This window comes from Streptococcus mitis (assembly GCF_902159415.1).
Lineage (GTDB): Bacteria > Bacillota > Bacilli > Lactobacillales > Streptococcaceae > Streptococcus > Streptococcus mitis_BG.
In genome coordinates, this window is the sequence record NZ_CABGJU010000001.1 from 448,150 (window position 1) to 464,639 (window position 16,490).

Genomic DNA, 16,490 nt, shown 5'->3' on the forward strand with positions numbered 1-16,490 from the left:
TCTCCTATTCTGGAATTTGTTGGGTAATACAGTGGATATTTCCACCACCTAAAAGAATATCTCTAGCTGGGATTCCTACGACTTCACGGTCTGGGAAACACTGGCTCAGAATACTCAAGGCCACTTGGTCTTTGACGTCCTGAAATTGCGGCACTAATACAGACTTATTAGCAATGTAAAAATTCACATAGGAAGCTGCTAGTCTTTCACCTGCATAACGCTCCTCTTCGCCTTCTTCATAAGTATAGCCCGGCAAATCCTCCTCTGTAACTACTTGATGAATAGCTGGGATTGGAAGTTTATGGATGGTGAAACTCCGGCCTTTTGCATCCCTTTCCTTCTCTAAAAGAGCTAAATCAGCTGCAGACATGGCATACTGGGGATCGTCTTGGTCGTCTGTCCAAGCTAAAACAAGCTCTGCAGGACCAACAAAGGCAGCAACATTGTCGACGTGTTCATTTGTCTCGTCTTGATAAATACCGTAAGGCAACCAAATAACTTTTTCGGCACCAAGACTCTCTAGTAAGGTCTTTTCAATCTCCTCTTTAGTCAGGTGAGGATTACGACCAGGACTTAGAAGGCAACTTTCAGTCACAAGAATGGTTCCTTGACCGTCACTATGAATAGCTCCACCTTCCAGTACAAATGGTTTGGCATCGTAAACAGGTATATCTAAGACTTCTGCAAAGCGACTGGCTACTTGGTCATCTGCTTCATAATCTTGGTAGAGACCGTCAACAACACCACCCCAGGCATTGAAAGACCAATCTACCGCCAACTTTTCCCTTTTATCATTAAGAAGAATGGTCGGACCAGTATCACGCGCCCAGGCATCATTTGTCTGAATATCTAGATAAACAACCTTATCTCCTAGATAGGATTGTGCTTCAGATAGATAGTCCTCCTCAACCAAAAGGTAGACTGTCTCCCCCTGAGCAATCGTTTTGATAATCTGGCTAAAAGCTTTTTTTACCGCCTTTCCTTGAAAAGGCCAAGATCCGGGTCGAGTCGGCCATATCATGAGAGTTCCATGATGGGGTTCATACTCTGCAGGCATTCGATAGCCTAATTTCTTTGGACTGTCCATCATGATAATCTCTCCTTAAAGTCTTGATAGCCAAATGCTTTAACTAGACTGCACTCACCCTCTTTATCCATGAGATACAAACTTGGAAGTCCAATGCCGTTAAAGGTATTGTTTTTGACAAAGGAGTAGATTGCCATGTCCTCAAAATAGAGGCGATCGCCAATTTCAATCGGTTTTTCAAAGCTGTAATCCCCAATGATATCACCTGTAAGGCAAGTATTTGAAGAGAGTCTATAAGTATAAGGTTTTTCTTGCGCTTCAAATCCATCTCTCAATGGGGGACGATAAGGCATCTCAAGAACATCTGGCATATGGCAGCTTGCCGAGGCGTCTAGCACCAAGGTCTCAATCCCGTTTTCAACAATATCCAAGACTTCTGTCACTAGATAGCCCGCATTAAGGGCAATAGCTTCTCCAGGTTCGATATAGACGTCAAGGTGATAGGTTTCTCGAATTCGTTTAATCTCAGAAATTAACAAATCTAGATCATAGTCACCTCTTGTAACGTGATGTCCACCACCCATATTGAGCCATTTAAGGTGATGTAGATATGAACCAAACTGCTCTTCTACTGCTTTCAGCGTTGTTTGTAAATCATCTGCCCCTTGCTCACAGAGGGTATGGAAGTGAAGTCCATCAACCAAATCCAACAAATCACTTGGTATCTTGTCTGAAGTCACTCCAAAACGTGAGCCAGGAGCGCAAGGGTCATAAAGCGCGTGGTCACCCTGCGTTGAACATTGAGGATTGATGCGCAGACCCACACTGATACCAACTTCGCGACAAAGTTGACCATATTTTCGTAGTTGTCTCTCTGAGTTAAAAACAATATGATCCGATATTTGTAGTAGCTCTTCCATATCTGATTCCTTAAAAGCAGGCGCAAAGACATGGACTTCTCCTGGGAATTCTTCTCTAGCCAGCTTAGCTTCATAGAGTCCACTAGCTGTCGTACCTGACAGATATTGACTAATCAAAGGATAGGTTTTATAGAGAGAATAAGCCTTTTGAGCTAGCAAAACCTTACAACCTGCCTTTTCCTGAACCTCTTGTAGAATGCGGCAATTCTCTTCTAATTTTCCTAAGTCAATGATATAAGAAGGTGTTGGTACTTGTTCTAACTTCATTAGTCCACCATTTGTGGATTTTCAACCACAACCCATGGCAAACCGTATTGATTCAAAGCTTCCATGAATGGGTCTGGATCCAATTCTTCAAGGTTATAAACTCCTGGTTGTTTCCAAGTGCCATCCATCACTAATTTTGTCCCAATCATAGCTGGAACACCTGTTGTGTAAGAAATTGCCTGTGAACCAACCTCTGCGTAGCATTCCTGATGGTCGCAGACATTGTAGATGTAAATAGTCTTTTCAACGCCATCTTTGACACCTGTAAAGATACAGCCGATATTGGTTTTACCAACTGTGCGTGGGCCAAGACTGGCAGGATCTGGTAGCAAGGCTTTCAAGAATTGAATTGGAACGATTTCTTGACCATTGAAGTTAATCGCATCTGTACGAAGGAGACCTACATTTTCTAAGCATTTCATGTGCGTTAGATAAGATTGACCGAAAGTCATGAAGAAACGAATTCGTTTAACTCCTGGAATGTTTTTCGCCAATGATTCAATTTCTTCATGGTGAAGAAGATACATATCTTTCTGGCCAACTTGAGGAAAATCATACTCACGTTTGATAGACATAGCTTCGACTTCTACCCATTTTCCATCTTGCCAGTAAGAACCTGGTGCAGAAACCTCACGTAGATTGATTTCTGGGTTAAAGTTTGTCGCAAATGGATAACCGTGGTCACCACCATTACAGTCTAAAATATCGATATAGTGGATTTCATCAAAGTAATGTTTGAGTGCATAAGCTGAAAAGACACTGGTTACACCTGGGTCAAAACCAGAACCAAGCAGAGCTGTTAATCCTGCTTCTTTGAATTTATCTTGGTAAGCCCATTGCCATGAGTAATCAAAGTAAGCTGTAAAACCAAGTTCCTTGCAACGTTTTTCATAAATAGCACGCCATTCAGGGTCTTCTGTATCCTCAGCCTCATAGTTGGCAGTATCGATATAGTGCACACCTGTTGCCAAACAAGCATCCATAATGGTTAAGTCTTGATAAGGTAGAGCTACGTTCAAAACAGCTTCTGGTTTGTAGCTTTCAATCAAGGCAATCACTTCTTCGACCTTGTCAGCATCTAGAGCAGCTGTTTCAATCTTTGTACTTGTTTTTCCTTCTAATTTAGCCTTCAAGTTATCGCATTTTGACTTGGTACGGCTAGCAATCATAATCTCTTTAAACGTTTCGCTATCTTGGCAAATCTTTGAAATAGCAACTTGGGCAACGCCCCCACATCCGATAACTAATAAACGACTCATTTTTTTCCTTCCTCTTCTTCTAAAATGTCTTCTACATACTTGGGCAACATAAAGGCACCAATATGCAAGTTTGCAGTGTAGTATTCCGTAAATAACTGGCGTTTTTTCCAGCCTTCCTTGTCAAAATCTTTGACAGGGTGATATTTTTTAGATGCAAATCCAAACAACCAATAGCCAGCAGGACTTGTTGGGATATGGGCTTGGTAAACCCGGCTGATTGGAAAGGCTTGATTGACCTTGCGGTGCATACTTCGGCAAGCAGACTCATCTTCGTCAAAGAAAGGACTACCATGCTGATAGATCATGATTCCGTCTTCTTTGAGAGCCCTATAGCTATTGCCGTAAAATTCCTTGGTAAAGAGTCCTTCCGTATGACCAAATGGATCTGTCGCATCGTTGATAATAATGTCGTAATCATCTTCACAATTTCTCAAAAATCTCAGTCCATTTTGGTAGTAAATGGTGACGCGAGGGTCATCAAGTCCTGCAGCAAAATCTGGGAAGTATTCTCGACAAACCTCAACCAGCATCTCGTCTGGTTCTACAATATCGATTTGTTCCAATTCTGGATAGAGGGTTAATACTTGGGCAACACCACCGTCACCACCCCCAATAACCAAGACTTTCTTTGGATTTGGATGGACAGCCATAGGAACGTGAACTGTCATTTCGTTATAGACAAAATCATCCGCATCTGAGAATAAAACATGGTCATTTAAAATTAACACTTTCCCAAAAGCTGGTGTATCTAATACTTCAATATCCTGCCATTCACTTTGACCAGAATACAGTTGTTTTGCTGTTCTCATCGTTAACTTCACATCTGGAGTATGAACTTCAGAAAACCATAAATCCATCTAGTTCTCCTTTCTTTCAATGACATTGATATGATTGACCTCTGGATCTTCAGTACCTTGGAGGGAACAACCACGTTCTTTGGCAAATTTAATATAATCGACAATTTCTTGTGTAATGCGTTCACCTGGCGCTAGAATTGGAATACCTGGAGGATAGCACATGACAAATTCCCCACAAACTTGTCCAACGGACTCGTCCAAGGTTAAACTTCTTCTCTCTGAGTAGAAAGCTTCCTGAGGAGAGAGCACTAATTCTGGTTGGATATATTCTCCAGCAATCAAGTCCTTCCCATCTCGTGAGTATAGTCTCTTGATATCAGCTAGAGCACCGACCAAACGTTCAATGTCTTGGATACGGTCACCAATCGAAATATAAGCTAAGATATTCCCGATATCACCAAACTCAATTTGAATGTCATATTCATCACGTAAGAGGTCATAAACCTCGATACCTGTTAGACCAATCCCCTGAGTGTAAACCGACAGCTTGGTTACATCAAAATCACAAACTGACTCTCCGTCTATAAGTTCTTTTGAGTAGGCGTAGTAGCCGCCGATGGCATTGATTTCACGACGAGCATACTCAGATAACTCAATAACTTTTTCAAAGGACTCCTTACCACGAAGGGCAAGGTTTCTACGAGAAACATCGAGACTAGCCATTAGCAAGTAGGATGCTGATGTCGACTGTGTTAGATTAATAATCTGGCGTACGTACTCAGGATTCATCTGATTACCAACTAAAAGAAGGGAACTTTGAGTCAAGCTACCACCGGACTTATGCATGGATACAGCTGACATATCTGCTCCTGCATCCATTGCGGATAGAGGAAGTTTATCTGTAAAGTGTAGATGAGCACCGTGCGCCTCGTCTACTAAGACTTTCATTCCTGCGGCGTGAGCCATCTCTGTTAACCCCTTAAGGTCTGAACAAATCCCATAGTAGGTTGGATTGTTAATTAGGATAGCCTTGGCATCCGGATGTTCCTTAATAGCTTGCGCCACACGATCATTTTCAAGCCCCAAAGCAATACCGATTTTGGGATCCACACTCATCTCTATATAGATGGGAATAGCTCCGCATAAAACGAGTGCATTAATAGCCGATTTATGGACATTTCGAGGAAGGATGATTTTATCACCGGATTTACAGGTGGAAAGAATCATGGTTTGCACGGATGAGGTTGTCCCGCCAATCATTAAAAAGGCATGAGCAGCACCAAATGCTTCTGCTGCTAGTTCTTCTGCATCTCTGATAATCGAAATGGGATGTCCTAGATTATCCAAAGGTTTCATAGAATTGACATCGATCCCAACGCATTTTTCCCCTAAAAGTTCTACTAATTCTGGGTTACCACGGCCACGTTTGTGACCAGGTACATCGAAAGGTACAATTCTTTTTTTTCGTAACTTGACCAGTCCCTCATAAATTGGAGCTTGGTTTTGATTTAACATTATAGAGACATACTCCTTTATCATAGTTTTTTTCACCTTGTGTAAGGCTCTAAAGGATACTTATGAAAAAAGAGCAGGTTGGCACCTGCTCTACAATCTACTGACGTGTTTATGTTTGTTTCTTTTGAGTATGTCTGTTCCTGATGTTTCCTAACTCTCTAGTAGCAAATATTACGTACTTTATTGATCGTTTCACAAGATGACGTGTGCTTTCACCACACTAACAAATGTATACGAATTAGAACCAATGTTCTAACATCAACTTATAAAAGTAGGCTTTTAACCCTATCAATAATGTGGCTTCTCAACCACGCTTCGGCATTCAACCCTGCCTGTCCGTAGGCATTTTTTACTCGGGTTTATATTTACTAGAAAACATCTTCTCATTTTCTAAGCTTTATTACTATATCATGTTTACACAAATTTGTAAAGTATTTTGGGGAAACTTTATAAATCATTTACATTTTTGTTCGCATTTTTACTATACCCAAAAATTGAAAACTATTTCAAATTTGCCTTTAAATAATAAAATAGGAACTAAGTTTGGTAGCTCCTATTTTTTATATGATAATTTAATAGATGATAAAAGTATACTAAGATAAAATGTTCCAATTTTCATATTCTATCATTAAATTAGAGATTAGTCGTTAAAATTCCAAAGATATTTATGTTAATATACTTGTATCATTAAAATTTAATCTGCATCAACCCAGATCTGGTATTTTTGACAGTGGAGGCATCTGAAAAGGTAGCCACAAAGAGATCCATCCTTAACCAAGTGTTCTTCAATATCTTGATATTCTCCACGCTCTTCATAATCTGCAAAGACTTGTTCGGCAATTCCCATGGCCTTTAATTCTCGTGTGCCAACTGTACCCAAATAAGCACAATAATCTTGGCAGCAAGAAAGCCAATTCTCTCCCTGCCAACTAGAGTAGCCAGGGGTCTGGCAAAAAAGCAGCTGGTCTTTTTCTGGATCCAATTCACCCTGCCCCTCAGCATCTTGAACAAATTCTGCATCGAATTTCTTTGCTGCTAGCCCGTTTGCAATACAAAATGGACAAAGATTTTTAATGTTGTCAATACAATAAGGCATCAAGTCATAATAAATATTGCTTTCTTTCCCACAAGATGGACAAACCTTTGCTTCTCCTTCCACAAGTGAACCTGTAGCTAAAGGATCTGGATGGTAGGGAAAATGGGGCAAGGTCTTTAATAAGTCCTGCCTCTGCTTCTTCTCTTCTTTTCTTAGAGGACGAGGAAGGGCGAAGCGATCTCCATGGCTTTGACTCATCTCTTCTAAGCGAGCTAACTTTTTAATTTGTTTACGATCCGGTTTAGTGAATATTTTGGTAAATAAATCATAGGCACTAGCATAGAGCCCCAATTGATCATATAGATCTACTAAGACTTTCTTCGCTTCTAAATCATCAGACTTGGCTAATTCATCAGCTAAGTCATAAAGAGCTGTAACACTGGAAGAATTTCCATCTTGTTCCAGATATTGCTTTTTTAAAGTAATATATTTTTGTAAATATAGATTCATCTGATTACCTTTTCTTTTATGGATAAATTCTGATTAACAAATAGTAACTAAAACATTTCCTTCTAGACTTAAGATTTGCTTGTAAAACTTTTTCATATTTTCAAAGCTGATTCGGATGTCATCCTTGATTTCATCCTCTTCCTCAAGATAATCCCAAATATCTGGATAGAGGTCAGCTTTTTTACAAGCTTCCATACTAAAGTCTTTCAAAGCCTTGTCCATATCAAATTCTTCTAAAGCTTGACTGATAGCCGCAATTCTCGATTTTTCAGTATAGGCGATATATTCAGATACATCCTCTAGAGGTGTCACCCCTAAAATAGCTTCTCTCAAGGGATTGTCATCCAAGAATTCTGAACTACTAAAGCCAGTCATGACAAAAACCAAGGCATCCCACATTTTGTCGATATCTATTAAGATATCATGAGTATCAGCGGAATCTTTAGCAAAGTCTAACAAGTCATCTTCTTGATTGGAAAGACCTTTTATTTGTTCTAATTCATGGTCTGGTAAATATTGATAATTGGCAATCATTCCCATGATTTTTCTCCTTTGAATCTTGTAGGATAATACTGATGTTTCTAGCTCTATTTCTATAGAAAATGCTATAATGGAGCTAAGAAATTGTTCAATATCGATTGAAAATGGGGAAATAGTGATGTTCACTAGTATTATTTTGGCGTTTTATGCTCTTTTCTTTCTATCCTTATCCTTTACTATCTATCTCTATATCAGACTTGTACTTGCGCTTAGACAAGGGAAAGATGTCCCAAAATGGATCTATAAACTCGGCCATGCTATTCAAGGTAGAATTCACGTTGACTATGAAGAAATCACTGATGCCAATGCCATTAAAGAGATTCATTGGTTCTTGCTAATCTATTTAATCGTAAATCGACTCGTATTGGCTGTCTTCTACTATCATGGTAATAGCTTTCCTCAAGCAATTTATGAATGTTTGAAAAAACAATTTTTTATCGTACTTGTTAGTATGGTTTTAAAAAGTATTGGCAAATTTGCTGTACTAGCTATAAGAAAAAACTTTCATAACAGTCATGTCTATGCATCAACCAACGCTTTTATCGGGACAGCTTTTTTAACGAGTTATGTATTTATGTTTTGCATGATGATGAGTGGTCTTCCGGCTCAACCTGTTCCAGTAACCATTCAAGATACTACTGTCATTATCGGTGAGACCAAGGCTTCCGAGCTTTTGGACCAAGGCTTTAGCTTCGAAGATAAAAATCCAGAGAGTTCTATCACCAATGCCAAAAACGACCACTTCTACTACGGTCAGCTTCTCGAAGTCAAGCGGGATAATCAGTCCTTTGGCTTTATGAGCCTTACTCCTACAGGAAGAGATACTGATCAGCTCAAAAACTGCGTCATCACCTATTACAGAACACCTAAGGATAGCAAACAACTAGAAGAAATTTCCATCAATCATGTCAAGCTAGCAAATCTCAAGCTCCAAGATTTTCAAACACGAAAATTAATCAATATCTTTGAAGTCAATCCTGCTGATTATAATGTCTCTGCTAAGGATAACAAATTTATCCTAACCATTCAAACAGCAGATTACGACCTCTGGAAAAGATACCGTATTGAATCCAAGTTCAATTCAGATGGTTCGATTGATAGCTATGGAGTCAGAGCCCAACATAGCGTGTGGGAATGATTCACCCTTATTTTCCTCTTATCAGATAGACATTAGACTGAAAAAATATCATCGACAAGTTTATAGGTTTCGATGAACCGTAGGCCAGAAGAGCCTTTATCTCTAGTGATTTCTTCATAAATATCTTCTAAATTTTGGGCAGGTGCCAGTATCCAAAGACTAAAAGGTCTAAGCTTCACCTGTCCAATTTTTTCAATATTTTCTAATAATTGCCCTAAATCTTTGTGATTGAACCAGCAATCTGTATCCAGAGCAAACTTCGTATTGTCCATCTTACAGGAGATTTGACTGGTCAAAAAATCATCGATGGTGGGCTTTTTTGTTTGTAAGAGGCGAGTGCAAGCTAGATGGTACTCAAGCTTTCTAGGACTCTGCTCAACCATAGATACAAAGACAAGACCATACTCATCTACGAACTTAACAGCAAGGATATCTCCTTCTTCAAAGTAAGGTTTGCGTTTAGCTTTTGCTTTAGGAACCTTTAGAGGTCTAGGATTTTCAGTTTGCAACTGAACTGCAAGTTTTTCAAAAACCTTTTGCCTTTGCTTCATAGCCTTTGAGTCTATTTCCAACCAAAATGGATCAGGACCTTTTTTGATAAGCTCTAAGGTTTTATCTCTGATATCGTCAGTCAGGTGACCAATCTTCCACAGTGAATAGGCAAGAGCAGTCCAATAAATTTCTGTAAAAAAATCTGTTTGACAATAATCTTTCTCCGCATCGAGGATATCCTTGATGATATTCGCCACCTGTTCACCGTCTCTATAGCGATCGACTACTTCATTGTAAATGTCATAAGCTTGATCGCTGTCAATGATTTTAGCGCCATCAATAGCCATACTCAACTCCTATATCTTATTAAATCTCAAAGCTTATTTAATCTTATGCTTATTCATTTTTTCTTGGAAAATATCTGTAAGAATTTGTCGTAATTCTTGAGCTTCTTTTTCTGGAAGTTGGCCTTCTTGTTCAGCTACAGCATACAATTCCGGATATTCAAGAGAAATTCTCTTAATCGTACGCGTAATTGCGTGTTTTCTAACAAAAAATGGAATACGCTTAATGTATTCTTGGGGGATTAGAGCGATAATCTTATCGGCTGTTTCCTTATCGTTCAGCTTAGAGAAAGTTAGTCCCTTTTTAATCATTTCTTGTTCTTGTTTCGTAAAATCTTGTAATTCCATATGTCTACTCCTCATCATCAGTGACTTCCCAAACCTCTGCTTGGTAAGGTTCTACATCACTATCGTACTTATTGATATAACCAATAAATCTTTCATTATTTCTTGGTCTCTGCTGGTTTCCCTTGATAACCCAAACAGCCCATACCCCTATCAGAAATAAGACTATCAGTCCAAACAATTCATCCATAATGTCTACTTCCTTAAAATTGAACCCACTTATCATTATCCATAATAAATGGCTTCGCTAAACCTTCGCCTGTATAGTTTTCGTATTTTGTATCTAGATACTTGTAACAATCTTCCTTAGTCGCAAATTTGATGGCTTGATAAGGCTCTTCAAAAGTTAACTTTTCAACAAAGAGATAGCCGTCCTCGCTCGGCACAAGTATGCCGACATGGCCAATAAAGAGGGATTGCCCATCCAAGTCATCATGGACTACTACGGAGAGCATTCTTGCATTTTCATTAAACTTGAATTGAGAAAGGAATTGTTCCATCTTTGCAGCATGAACCTTCACATCTGTCGTTGCTTCAGTCTTGACTCTTGAAAATAAAGTATCAAAAGCATCCTTGTCTTTCGCACCAAAAACTTTTCCTTTGTCAATGGCATCGTTATCGACAAACAAGAGGGAATCGTCTTTCTCTAACTTAGGGATTTCGATAGAATTTTTCAATAAACAATAACTGTTAATACGACAGTTGGTACCGACAAAATCACCCTTTTTAGGTGTCCAAAGATTGCTAATCTTTTCAACATCATAGTTTGTTTTGGTAAATGTAGAAAAATCCCCAGTTAAACCTACTGAACCAACAGTGGCGTTATAATCATTTACAAGGTTGAAGAATGCATCAACACTGTCTTTATCCAAATGTGCAGCCAAGGCTTTCCGAACTTCTTCTTCGCTTTCCTTGCTATTGAGATTGCTATAGGTTCCTTTGTAGTTTTCTTTATCTAAGCTAGCCAATTTAGTAGTTGAACTATTCTGTTGTTCCATAGATTTGTTTTGGTTTGTACCACAGGCAGCTAAAGTAAAGATAGCTAAAGCACAGCAGCTCATTAATCTGATTTTTTTAGATACTTTCATAAAATGTTTCCTTTTTAACTAAGATTTTTCAGGTCGATTAGCTTCTCTTATATTATAGTTCAATTATATTTTAAGTCCAAGCATTTTGCTAAGTAAAGTAGATTTTAAATCATTAAAAAGGAAGCTGGCACACAGCACGCTCCCTAATTGGTGAAATATCTATGAAAAGTCACCTTTTAGCTGTACCTGTGTATGAGCTATAAGATCACCTAGATGTCGCTTATCTTTCCTAAAAACCATCATTGCTAGTAAGGCAACTGCGAGGAGAGTAGCTAAAAACGAGAGGATAATAGATAAGAAATCAAACCCACTATAGAAACCATGTATCGTGCCCATATGACCTATTTGCCAAGGTAAAAATTTAATGGTGTTTCTAAGCAAGCTAGCTTGCACAGTTTTTTTCTTGTAGATCAATTGAAGTCCTGCTTTCGTCTTTCCAAAACTTCCATTTTTTGTATAATCTAAGAATGTAAAAAGTAGAGTGATTGGCAAAACAGAGGTAAAAAATACAAGACACTGCGACTGAATTTCTGTAAACTCTGGGATACCATTAAAAAAAATAATGTAAAAAAGCATAGAACCTAAAAACAGAAGTGCTAAATAAGCTAGAATGAAAAAATAATCAAATAGTAATTCAATCATTCTTTTTTTAACCGGAATAGGATTAATTACTAAAAACTTCATCACCATAGCCTCCTTTATTATCTACTATTCTTTTCAAAAGTTTTATTCTTTCGGTTGAGAATAGACTTCGATATGCTGCCCTAGTACCTTGATTTCTACTGGTAAGTCATCAGATTTATCACCGTCAACATCCGTTTCCAATTCAGAATCAGAAGAAATTTTTATATGACGAGCTTTCATATACTCGATATTCTCATTCACGACAACATCCCCTTTTAATAAATCAGGGATAACTGACAATTTAGTAAGGATTGAGGCATCTTTTAAAATCAAAATATTGGCATAACCATCCTTGTCTTCATCAAAGATCTTTTTGTCAGCAAAATAGTTGGTAAGGAGAACCAAGACATGACTAGCTGGGCCAATATAATTTCCATTTTCTGTCTCAACTCTAATGTTGAACGCTTGATCTGTAACGACAGACTTCATGGTGTTAATCGCATAGGCTAGCATACCAAACTTTGTTTTATCTTCTATCCCAACGTTATGGATGGCTTCTGGTAGTGAGCCAATACTAAAGATATAACCAAAATAATTACCATTTGATTTTCCGATATCAATCTTATTCGTAGAATTAAAATCAAGCTCGTCAATGGCCCCATCAATATCTTGATCGATTTCTAATAGTTTCGTAATGAGATTTCCAGTTCCTCCTGGGATAATCGCAAGTTTAGGAATGTAGTCTTTTTCAGCGATACCTGAGATGACTTCATTGACAGTTCCATCTCCACCAAAAACAAGGACAGCATCATACTTCTCTTTAGAAGCTTCTGCTGCAAAGTTTGTCGCATCAAGAGCTTTCTCAGTAATTCTGGTTTCCACATGTTCAAAGTGATCCAAAGCTTTATTCTCCAACTTCACCTTATAATCCAAAGCTTTTTCGCCACCAGAGGTTGGATTGATGATTACCATAATTTTTTTCATTTATAATTCTCCTTAAGGATTTTAAAAATAATTTAGATCATTTAAAAAACCTTTTTCGTCTCTCATTCACTTCTTTGATGCTGTATTAGATTGATAGATTTATATTAAGCTAAAAACCAAACATATAAAACTATCTAAACTCATTGTACTTGATTCTAGTTTATTTAGCAAGTTTACAAGATGAGCATTAAAAAACAAACCAACCTTTCCTTTCGATTGGTTTGTTTATTTATGAAGAATTAATAAGTTTAACTATACAAAAACTCTTCCATCGCTTCTTGCATATATCCCTCTACATCTTCAATCTCTACAAACAGCGGATCTAAGTGGCATAAGAAGTGCCAATCTTCGGTGCCGCGTTTTCTGTAGAGAATTGCTTCGCCGTCTTCACTTCCGAAAAAGCTTCTGTCAACTTCATATCCTTTGTTTTCTAAGAAAGCTTTTGCCTTGCGGAAGTTAGATTCTCTGGCTTCGACATAGGCTTTCACTTCATCGTTATTCACGACATATGCGTCGATTTTTGAATATCCTTCGATTACTTTATCATTTTTTAGGGACAGATTCGAAATTTCCTTCCAAATAATGTCCACATTTTCTTCGGGTTCAAACGAAAATCTAGATAAAGGGACAATATTTCCATTGAAGTCAATTTCCATATAATCCGGCAAGTGTGTAGGATTAAAATACTCCATTTCAAACCCATCTTCATTTTCTAGAGTATATCCAGGTATTTTAGCTACAAATTCTTTCCCTTCTTCTAAAGCCTCAAATACGACTAAATCCTTTGAATAATTGTTTTGGTACAATTCTAATAGATACATCATTAATCCTTCCAATATTTGAAAAACCAACCGAGATTTAAGCGACTTACAACCTAATTATCTATCCTTAGTATACACATATATTTCATAACGAAGATATTTAACTGTAGTTTATCCAGGATCTACATTTATGGAAGTTAATTTGTAACCATCCTCATTGTATAAAAACTCTAATTGTAGGGTTAAATCTACTAATTCAGAGTTAGAGGTCATCTGATATTCAACAGCAAAGCCAGTTTGATCATTAAATTCATAAACTTGTAGTTGAGAATACTCATAATTCGGATGGAAATTACATTCTACACCATATTCATCAATTTTATCAAAATCATTTAATTGTAATGAATCGTCAATATATTCAAGCAACTCTCTTACATCATCAACTTCTGAACCATCAACACAATCCATAATCTCACTATAATTATTTAGACGAATTGCTCTTAAAATCTTTTTAAGTACTTCAATTACTTTTTCTTCATTTTGGTAGTTCTCTTTGTACTCAAAATCATCGAATATTCCCATGAAAATACTTCCTTTTCTAAAATTTAAAATCCTTTTCCTTACTAATTCTATTACTAGCCAATATCGTATAAATCAAATAACCAATAAAAATAACATAGCAGCCAGTTTTACAACTTACTACTTTTCATATGATAATTTACAAATGTTTTTCAAGCCACTCGATCTTTTTAAAATCCTTATTGTTATTTTGTTCATTTCGATAGGAGTCTCGAGAAGAAGCTTTGTAAATACTTAGATACTGCTCCAGACTTGGAAGACGAAAAGTGATGCCTTCAATGTGAATAAGCTCTATATCCGATTCCGAAACTCCTGCAAAATCAAGTAAGGAATCGATACTTCCAAATTCAACACTCTCTCTATCCTTTTGGAATTCATGCTCATGAATATCTATTAAGACGTAGCCTAAGTCTTTCATCACTTTCATTATCTTGTCCCAGTCATAAATTCTGAGATGGTCAGGTGCTTCCCAACCTCTAGGGTCACCAGGTACATGAATGTCAATGTCAGACGCCCCCCAATTTTCTTTCGTTCTAAACTCCAATCCCAAAGAACCCATCAGTGTCGGTGTAATTCCGATTCGATTTAAATGGAAACAAATGGTTTTAAATTCTTCAAATAAGAGACTCATGTTTACTCTAAACCTTTCATATAAATCTTCGTTATTTCTTCTTTATTACCTTGAACAAAGTCATCTTCATTTTCTAGAGTATATTCAGTTATTTTGGATACAAATTCTTTTCCTTACTAATTCTATTACTAGCCAATATCGTATAAATTAAATAACCAATAAAAATGATAATAAAAATAACATTAATTTTTAAAACAAAATAGAGATTTAACAAATTTGCGAACGCATGAAATAATATACAGTATCCCACAGATTTCGTTTGACGGTAAAGAAGCCCTAAAACAAAACTTAAAAATAATGTATATATAAAAAATAAAATGAAAGGAAATCCTTGATGACTTTCTCCAACTATAAACCATAAAGGCAGATGCCATATTCCCCAAATTGATCCTACAATCAAATTAGATTGCCAATATGTATATTTTTTATCAAGTAAGGGTTGTAATATTCCTCTCCATCCTAATTCTTCATGTCCACCACCAAAAAAAATTAGTTGTATAAAGAATAATGGCATCAGATAAATTGATACTTCATTTAATTCTAAGGAAGATACAGAAAATAGTATCAAAATTGCTAACAAATGAATAATGAAATAAATACTACTATTTTCTTTCTTACTAAATAAAAAATGTTTAAATTTTATATTATTCCTTTTCAAATAAAAGCCACTTGCAATAGCTGGTCCAAGTGCACCTACTATATGTAATGTTCTTCCTATAATCGTTTCTAATCCAAAAATATGAGATTGCGTAAAGATGGCAAGAATCCCCCAAGCTATATAAGTAATTCCAAATGTACAATAAAGATAATTTTTTAAATTCTTTTTGTCAATTTCTGTCATTTTATCGCCCTTATCTTGATTATTTTTATGAATAATATTTTTACTGCTTCTTAGTTGCTGTCGATTATAACTACCTATATTCTATCACAAAAATGCAAAAAAGCCTTACAATCAAGGCTTTTCTTAACCCCTTTCGTTCAAAGGTTTTTACGCTTTTACGAGCAGAGCAACACACTCGGCGGTTCGCTGTTGCCGTATCGTTTCGTCGTAAACTCCTTACTCTTCGACAGCTATCGCATGGGCGGAACATCTCCTTCTACTTCGCAGATGCCTCAGCTCGTACAAGCAGTGATACCGCCTCAACATGTGGTGCTAGCAAACTTCTATATTATAGAATGAAAGTGAGTGAGTCGTTGTTTAAAATTAAACTTTAGAATGAAACTATTTAAAAAAAGTAGATCACTTTTAGAAGTGTCCTACTTGTATTATTTTCATTTAAAAAGGTATAAATTCTCAACAAAAGGGGGTTACTCTCGCACCTGCGAGAAGAACAGAAAAGAAATGGCGCCAAATCAAGGTTTTATTTTTGAAATTTACCAGAAAATACCCACTCTTTTTTTACTTACAATTATTTTAATAAAAAAAGAACTTGCCTGTCAAACAAAACGTTAATTTATATCATCTTTGTCTATCTTAGTTATAATGTTTATCAAATCTGATTTGAGCATTTCTTTTTCTTATCTTATCAAGACCACGATAGCCCCGATTGGCACTTCTGCTTGGTCATAGGCTTTCTGGGCTTCCTTCAGTGCTTCTCGGATAAAGAATTCTTTTTCCTGAAGTTCCATGTTC

Annotated in this window: 18 protein-coding genes and 2 pseudogenes; 1 reads left to right on the plus strand and 19 read right to left on the minus strand. The window is 37.0% G+C overall.

Annotated elements, in window-relative coordinates; genetic code table 11:
* Positions 1 to 4 precede the first annotated feature (4 nt).
* From aguA to FN031_RS02290, 7 genes are all read right to left on the minus strand, one after another.
* On the minus strand, positions 5 to 1,090 hold the full coding sequence (gene aguA / locus FN031_RS02255; RefSeq protein WP_142557248.1) for an agmatine deiminase: 1,086 nt from the start codon (positions 1,088 to 1,090) through the stop codon (positions 5 to 7).
* On the minus strand, positions 1,087 to 2,214 hold the full coding sequence (nspC, locus tag FN031_RS02260; RefSeq protein WP_142557250.1) for a carboxynorspermidine decarboxylase: 1,128 nt from the start codon (positions 2,212 to 2,214) through the stop codon (positions 1,087 to 1,089). The genes aguA and nspC overlap by 4 nt, the downstream gene beginning before the upstream one ends.
* On the minus strand, positions 2,214 to 3,473 hold the full coding sequence (locus FN031_RS02265) for a saccharopine dehydrogenase family protein (protein ID WP_142557252.1): 1,260 nt from the start codon (positions 3,471 to 3,473) through the stop codon (positions 2,214 to 2,216). The genes nspC and FN031_RS02265 overlap by 1 nt, the downstream gene beginning before the upstream one ends.
* Positions 3,470 to 4,330: a polyamine aminopropyltransferase gene (gene speE / locus FN031_RS02270; protein ID WP_142557253.1), complete on the minus strand. Its 861-nt coding sequence runs from the start codon at positions 4,328 to 4,330 to the stop codon at positions 3,470 to 3,472. Before speE ends, FN031_RS02265 begins: the two co-directional genes overlap by 4 nt.
* Positions 4,331 to 5,785 (minus strand): aminotransferase class I/II-fold pyridoxal phosphate-dependent enzyme, encoded by a 1,455-nt coding sequence (locus FN031_RS02275; protein WP_142557256.1) that lies wholly within the window; start codon positions 5,783 to 5,785, stop codon positions 4,331 to 4,333.
* A 694-nt stretch (positions 5,786 to 6,479) separates the two neighbouring features.
* On the minus strand, positions 6,480 to 7,331 hold the full coding sequence (locus FN031_RS02285) for a CbrC family protein (RefSeq protein ID WP_142557259.1): 852 nt from the start codon (positions 7,329 to 7,331) through the stop codon (positions 6,480 to 6,482).
* A 33-nt stretch (positions 7,332 to 7,364) separates the two neighbouring features.
* On the minus strand, positions 7,365 to 7,871 hold the full coding sequence (locus tag FN031_RS02290; RefSeq protein WP_142557261.1) for a YfbM family protein: 507 nt from the start codon (positions 7,869 to 7,871) through the stop codon (positions 7,365 to 7,367).
* Positions 7,872 to 7,989: 118 nt separating this feature from the next.
* Here FN031_RS02290 and FN031_RS02295 point away from each other — a divergent pair, with 118 nt between their 5' ends.
* Positions 7,990 to 9,009: a hypothetical protein gene (locus tag FN031_RS02295; RefSeq protein WP_142557263.1), complete on the plus strand. Its 1,020-nt coding sequence runs from the start codon at positions 7,990 to 7,992 to the stop codon at positions 9,007 to 9,009.
* A 32-nt stretch (positions 9,010 to 9,041) separates the two neighbouring features.
* Here the strand turns inward: FN031_RS02295 and FN031_RS02300 are convergent, their stop codons facing one another.
* The 12 genes and pseudogenes from FN031_RS02300 to FN031_RS02355 form a co-directional block, all read right to left on the minus strand.
* The gene (locus FN031_RS02300) at positions 9,042 to 9,848 is read right to left on the minus strand and encodes a hypothetical protein (RefSeq protein WP_142557265.1); all 807 of its coding nucleotides are present in this window, start codon (positions 9,846 to 9,848) and stop codon (positions 9,042 to 9,044) included.
* A gap of 33 nt (positions 9,849 to 9,881) precedes the next feature.
* Positions 9,882 to 10,193 carry a hypothetical protein gene (locus tag FN031_RS02305; RefSeq protein WP_061455491.1) on the minus strand — a complete coding sequence of 104 codons (312 nt, stop codon included), beginning with the start codon at positions 10,191 to 10,193 and terminating at the stop codon, positions 9,882 to 9,884.
* A 4-nt stretch (positions 10,194 to 10,197) separates the two neighbouring features.
* Complete coding sequence (locus FN031_RS02310; protein ID WP_142557267.1) at positions 10,198 to 10,380, minus strand: hypothetical protein; 183 nt, start codon at positions 10,378 to 10,380, stop codon at positions 10,198 to 10,200.
* Positions 10,381 to 10,393: 13 nt separating this feature from the next.
* Complete coding sequence (locus FN031_RS02315) at positions 10,394 to 11,278, minus strand: DUF4300 family protein (protein WP_142557269.1); 885 nt, start codon at positions 11,276 to 11,278, stop codon at positions 10,394 to 10,396.
* 159 nt (positions 11,279 to 11,437) lie between these two features.
* Positions 11,438 to 11,962, minus strand: coding sequence for an RDD family protein (locus FN031_RS02320; RefSeq protein ID WP_260604679.1), 525 nt, complete (start codon positions 11,960 to 11,962; stop codon positions 11,438 to 11,440).
* 42 nt (positions 11,963 to 12,004) lie between these two features.
* Entirely contained in the window at positions 12,005 to 12,886 is an 882-nt protein-coding gene (locus FN031_RS02325) for a diacylglycerol/lipid kinase family protein (protein WP_142557274.1), read from the minus strand.
* Positions 12,887 to 13,134: 248 nt separating this feature from the next.
* Positions 13,135 to 13,707, minus strand: coding sequence for a hypothetical protein (locus FN031_RS02330; RefSeq protein ID WP_142558587.1), 573 nt, complete (start codon positions 13,705 to 13,707; stop codon positions 13,135 to 13,137).
* Positions 13,708 to 13,818: 111 nt separating this feature from the next.
* A complete protein-coding gene (locus FN031_RS02335; RefSeq protein WP_142557276.1) occupies positions 13,819 to 14,229 on the minus strand; it encodes a DUF7668 domain-containing protein in 411 nt (136 codons plus the stop codon).
* A gap of 16 nt (positions 14,230 to 14,245) precedes the next feature.
* A pseudogene (locus tag FN031_RS09205) lies at positions 14,246 to 14,323 on the minus strand (CPBP family intramembrane glutamic endopeptidase); the annotation flags it as partial.
* Between the two features lie 42 nt (positions 14,324 to 14,365).
* The gene (locus FN031_RS02345) at positions 14,366 to 14,857 is read right to left on the minus strand and encodes a phosphoribosylanthranilate isomerase (RefSeq protein WP_142557278.1); all 492 of its coding nucleotides are present in this window, start codon (positions 14,855 to 14,857) and stop codon (positions 14,366 to 14,368) included.
* An 88-nt stretch (positions 14,858 to 14,945) separates the two neighbouring features.
* Positions 14,946 to 15,698 (minus strand): CPBP family intramembrane glutamic endopeptidase, encoded by a 753-nt coding sequence (locus tag FN031_RS02350; RefSeq protein ID WP_142557280.1) that lies wholly within the window; start codon positions 15,696 to 15,698, stop codon positions 14,946 to 14,948.
* Positions 15,699 to 16,387: 689 nt separating this feature from the next.
* Positions 16,388 to 16,486, minus strand: a pseudogene (locus FN031_RS02355) (tRNA-specific adenosine deaminase); the annotation flags it as partial.
* Between the last annotated feature and the right edge of the window lie 4 nt (positions 16,487 to 16,490).

Coding starts and splice junctions, on each gene's coding strand:
- FN031_RS02290 (WP_142557261.1), bottom strand. CDS start 7,871: ATGGGAATGATTGCCAATTATCAATATTTACCAGACCATGAATTAGAA.
- FN031_RS02330 (WP_142558587.1), bottom strand. CDS start 13,707: ATGTATCTATTAGAATTGTACCAAAACAATTATTCAAAGGATTTAGTC.
- FN031_RS02275 (WP_142557256.1), bottom strand. CDS start 5,785: ATGTTAAATCAAAACCAAGCTCCAATTTATGAGGGACTGGTCAAGTTA.
- FN031_RS02265 (WP_142557252.1), bottom strand. CDS start 3,473: ATGAGTCGTTTATTAGTTATCGGATGTGGGGGCGTTGCCCAAGTTGCT.
- FN031_RS02320 (WP_260604679.1), bottom strand. CDS start 11,962: ATGAAGTTTTTAGTAATTAATCCTATTCCGGTTAAAAAAAGAATGATT.
- FN031_RS02295 (WP_142557263.1), top strand. CDS start 7,990: ATGTTCACTAGTATTATTTTGGCGTTTTATGCTCTTTTCTTTCTATCC.
- nspC (WP_142557250.1), bottom strand. CDS start 2,214: ATGAAGTTAGAACAAGTACCAACACCTTCTTATATCATTGACTTAGGA.
- FN031_RS02300 (WP_142557265.1), bottom strand. CDS start 9,848: ATGGCTATTGATGGCGCTAAAATCATTGACAGCGATCAAGCTTATGAC.
- FN031_RS02350 (WP_142557280.1), bottom strand. CDS start 15,698: ATGACAGAAATTGACAAAAAGAATTTAAAAAATTATCTTTATTGTACA.
- FN031_RS02305 (WP_061455491.1), bottom strand. CDS start 10,193: ATGGAATTACAAGATTTTACGAAACAAGAACAAGAAATGATTAAAAAG.
- speE (WP_142557253.1), bottom strand. CDS start 4,330: ATGGATTTATGGTTTTCTGAAGTTCATACTCCAGATGTGAAGTTAACG.
- FN031_RS02285 (WP_142557259.1), bottom strand. CDS start 7,331: ATGAATCTATATTTACAAAAATATATTACTTTAAAAAAGCAATATCTG.
- FN031_RS02335 (WP_142557276.1), bottom strand. CDS start 14,229: ATGGGAATATTCGATGATTTTGAGTACAAAGAGAACTACCAAAATGAA.
- aguA (WP_142557248.1), bottom strand. CDS start 1,090: ATGATGGACAGTCCAAAGAAATTAGGCTATCGAATGCCTGCAGAGTAT.
- FN031_RS02315 (WP_142557269.1), bottom strand. CDS start 11,278: ATGAAAGTATCTAAAAAAATCAGATTAATGAGCTGCTGTGCTTTAGCT.
- FN031_RS02345 (WP_142557278.1), bottom strand. CDS start 14,857: ATGAGTCTCTTATTTGAAGAATTTAAAACCATTTGTTTCCATTTAAAT.
- FN031_RS02325 (WP_142557274.1), bottom strand. CDS start 12,886: ATGAAAAAAATTATGGTAATCATCAATCCAACCTCTGGTGGCGAAAAA.
- FN031_RS02310 (WP_142557267.1), bottom strand. CDS start 10,380: ATGGATGAATTGTTTGGACTGATAGTCTTATTTCTGATAGGGGTATGG.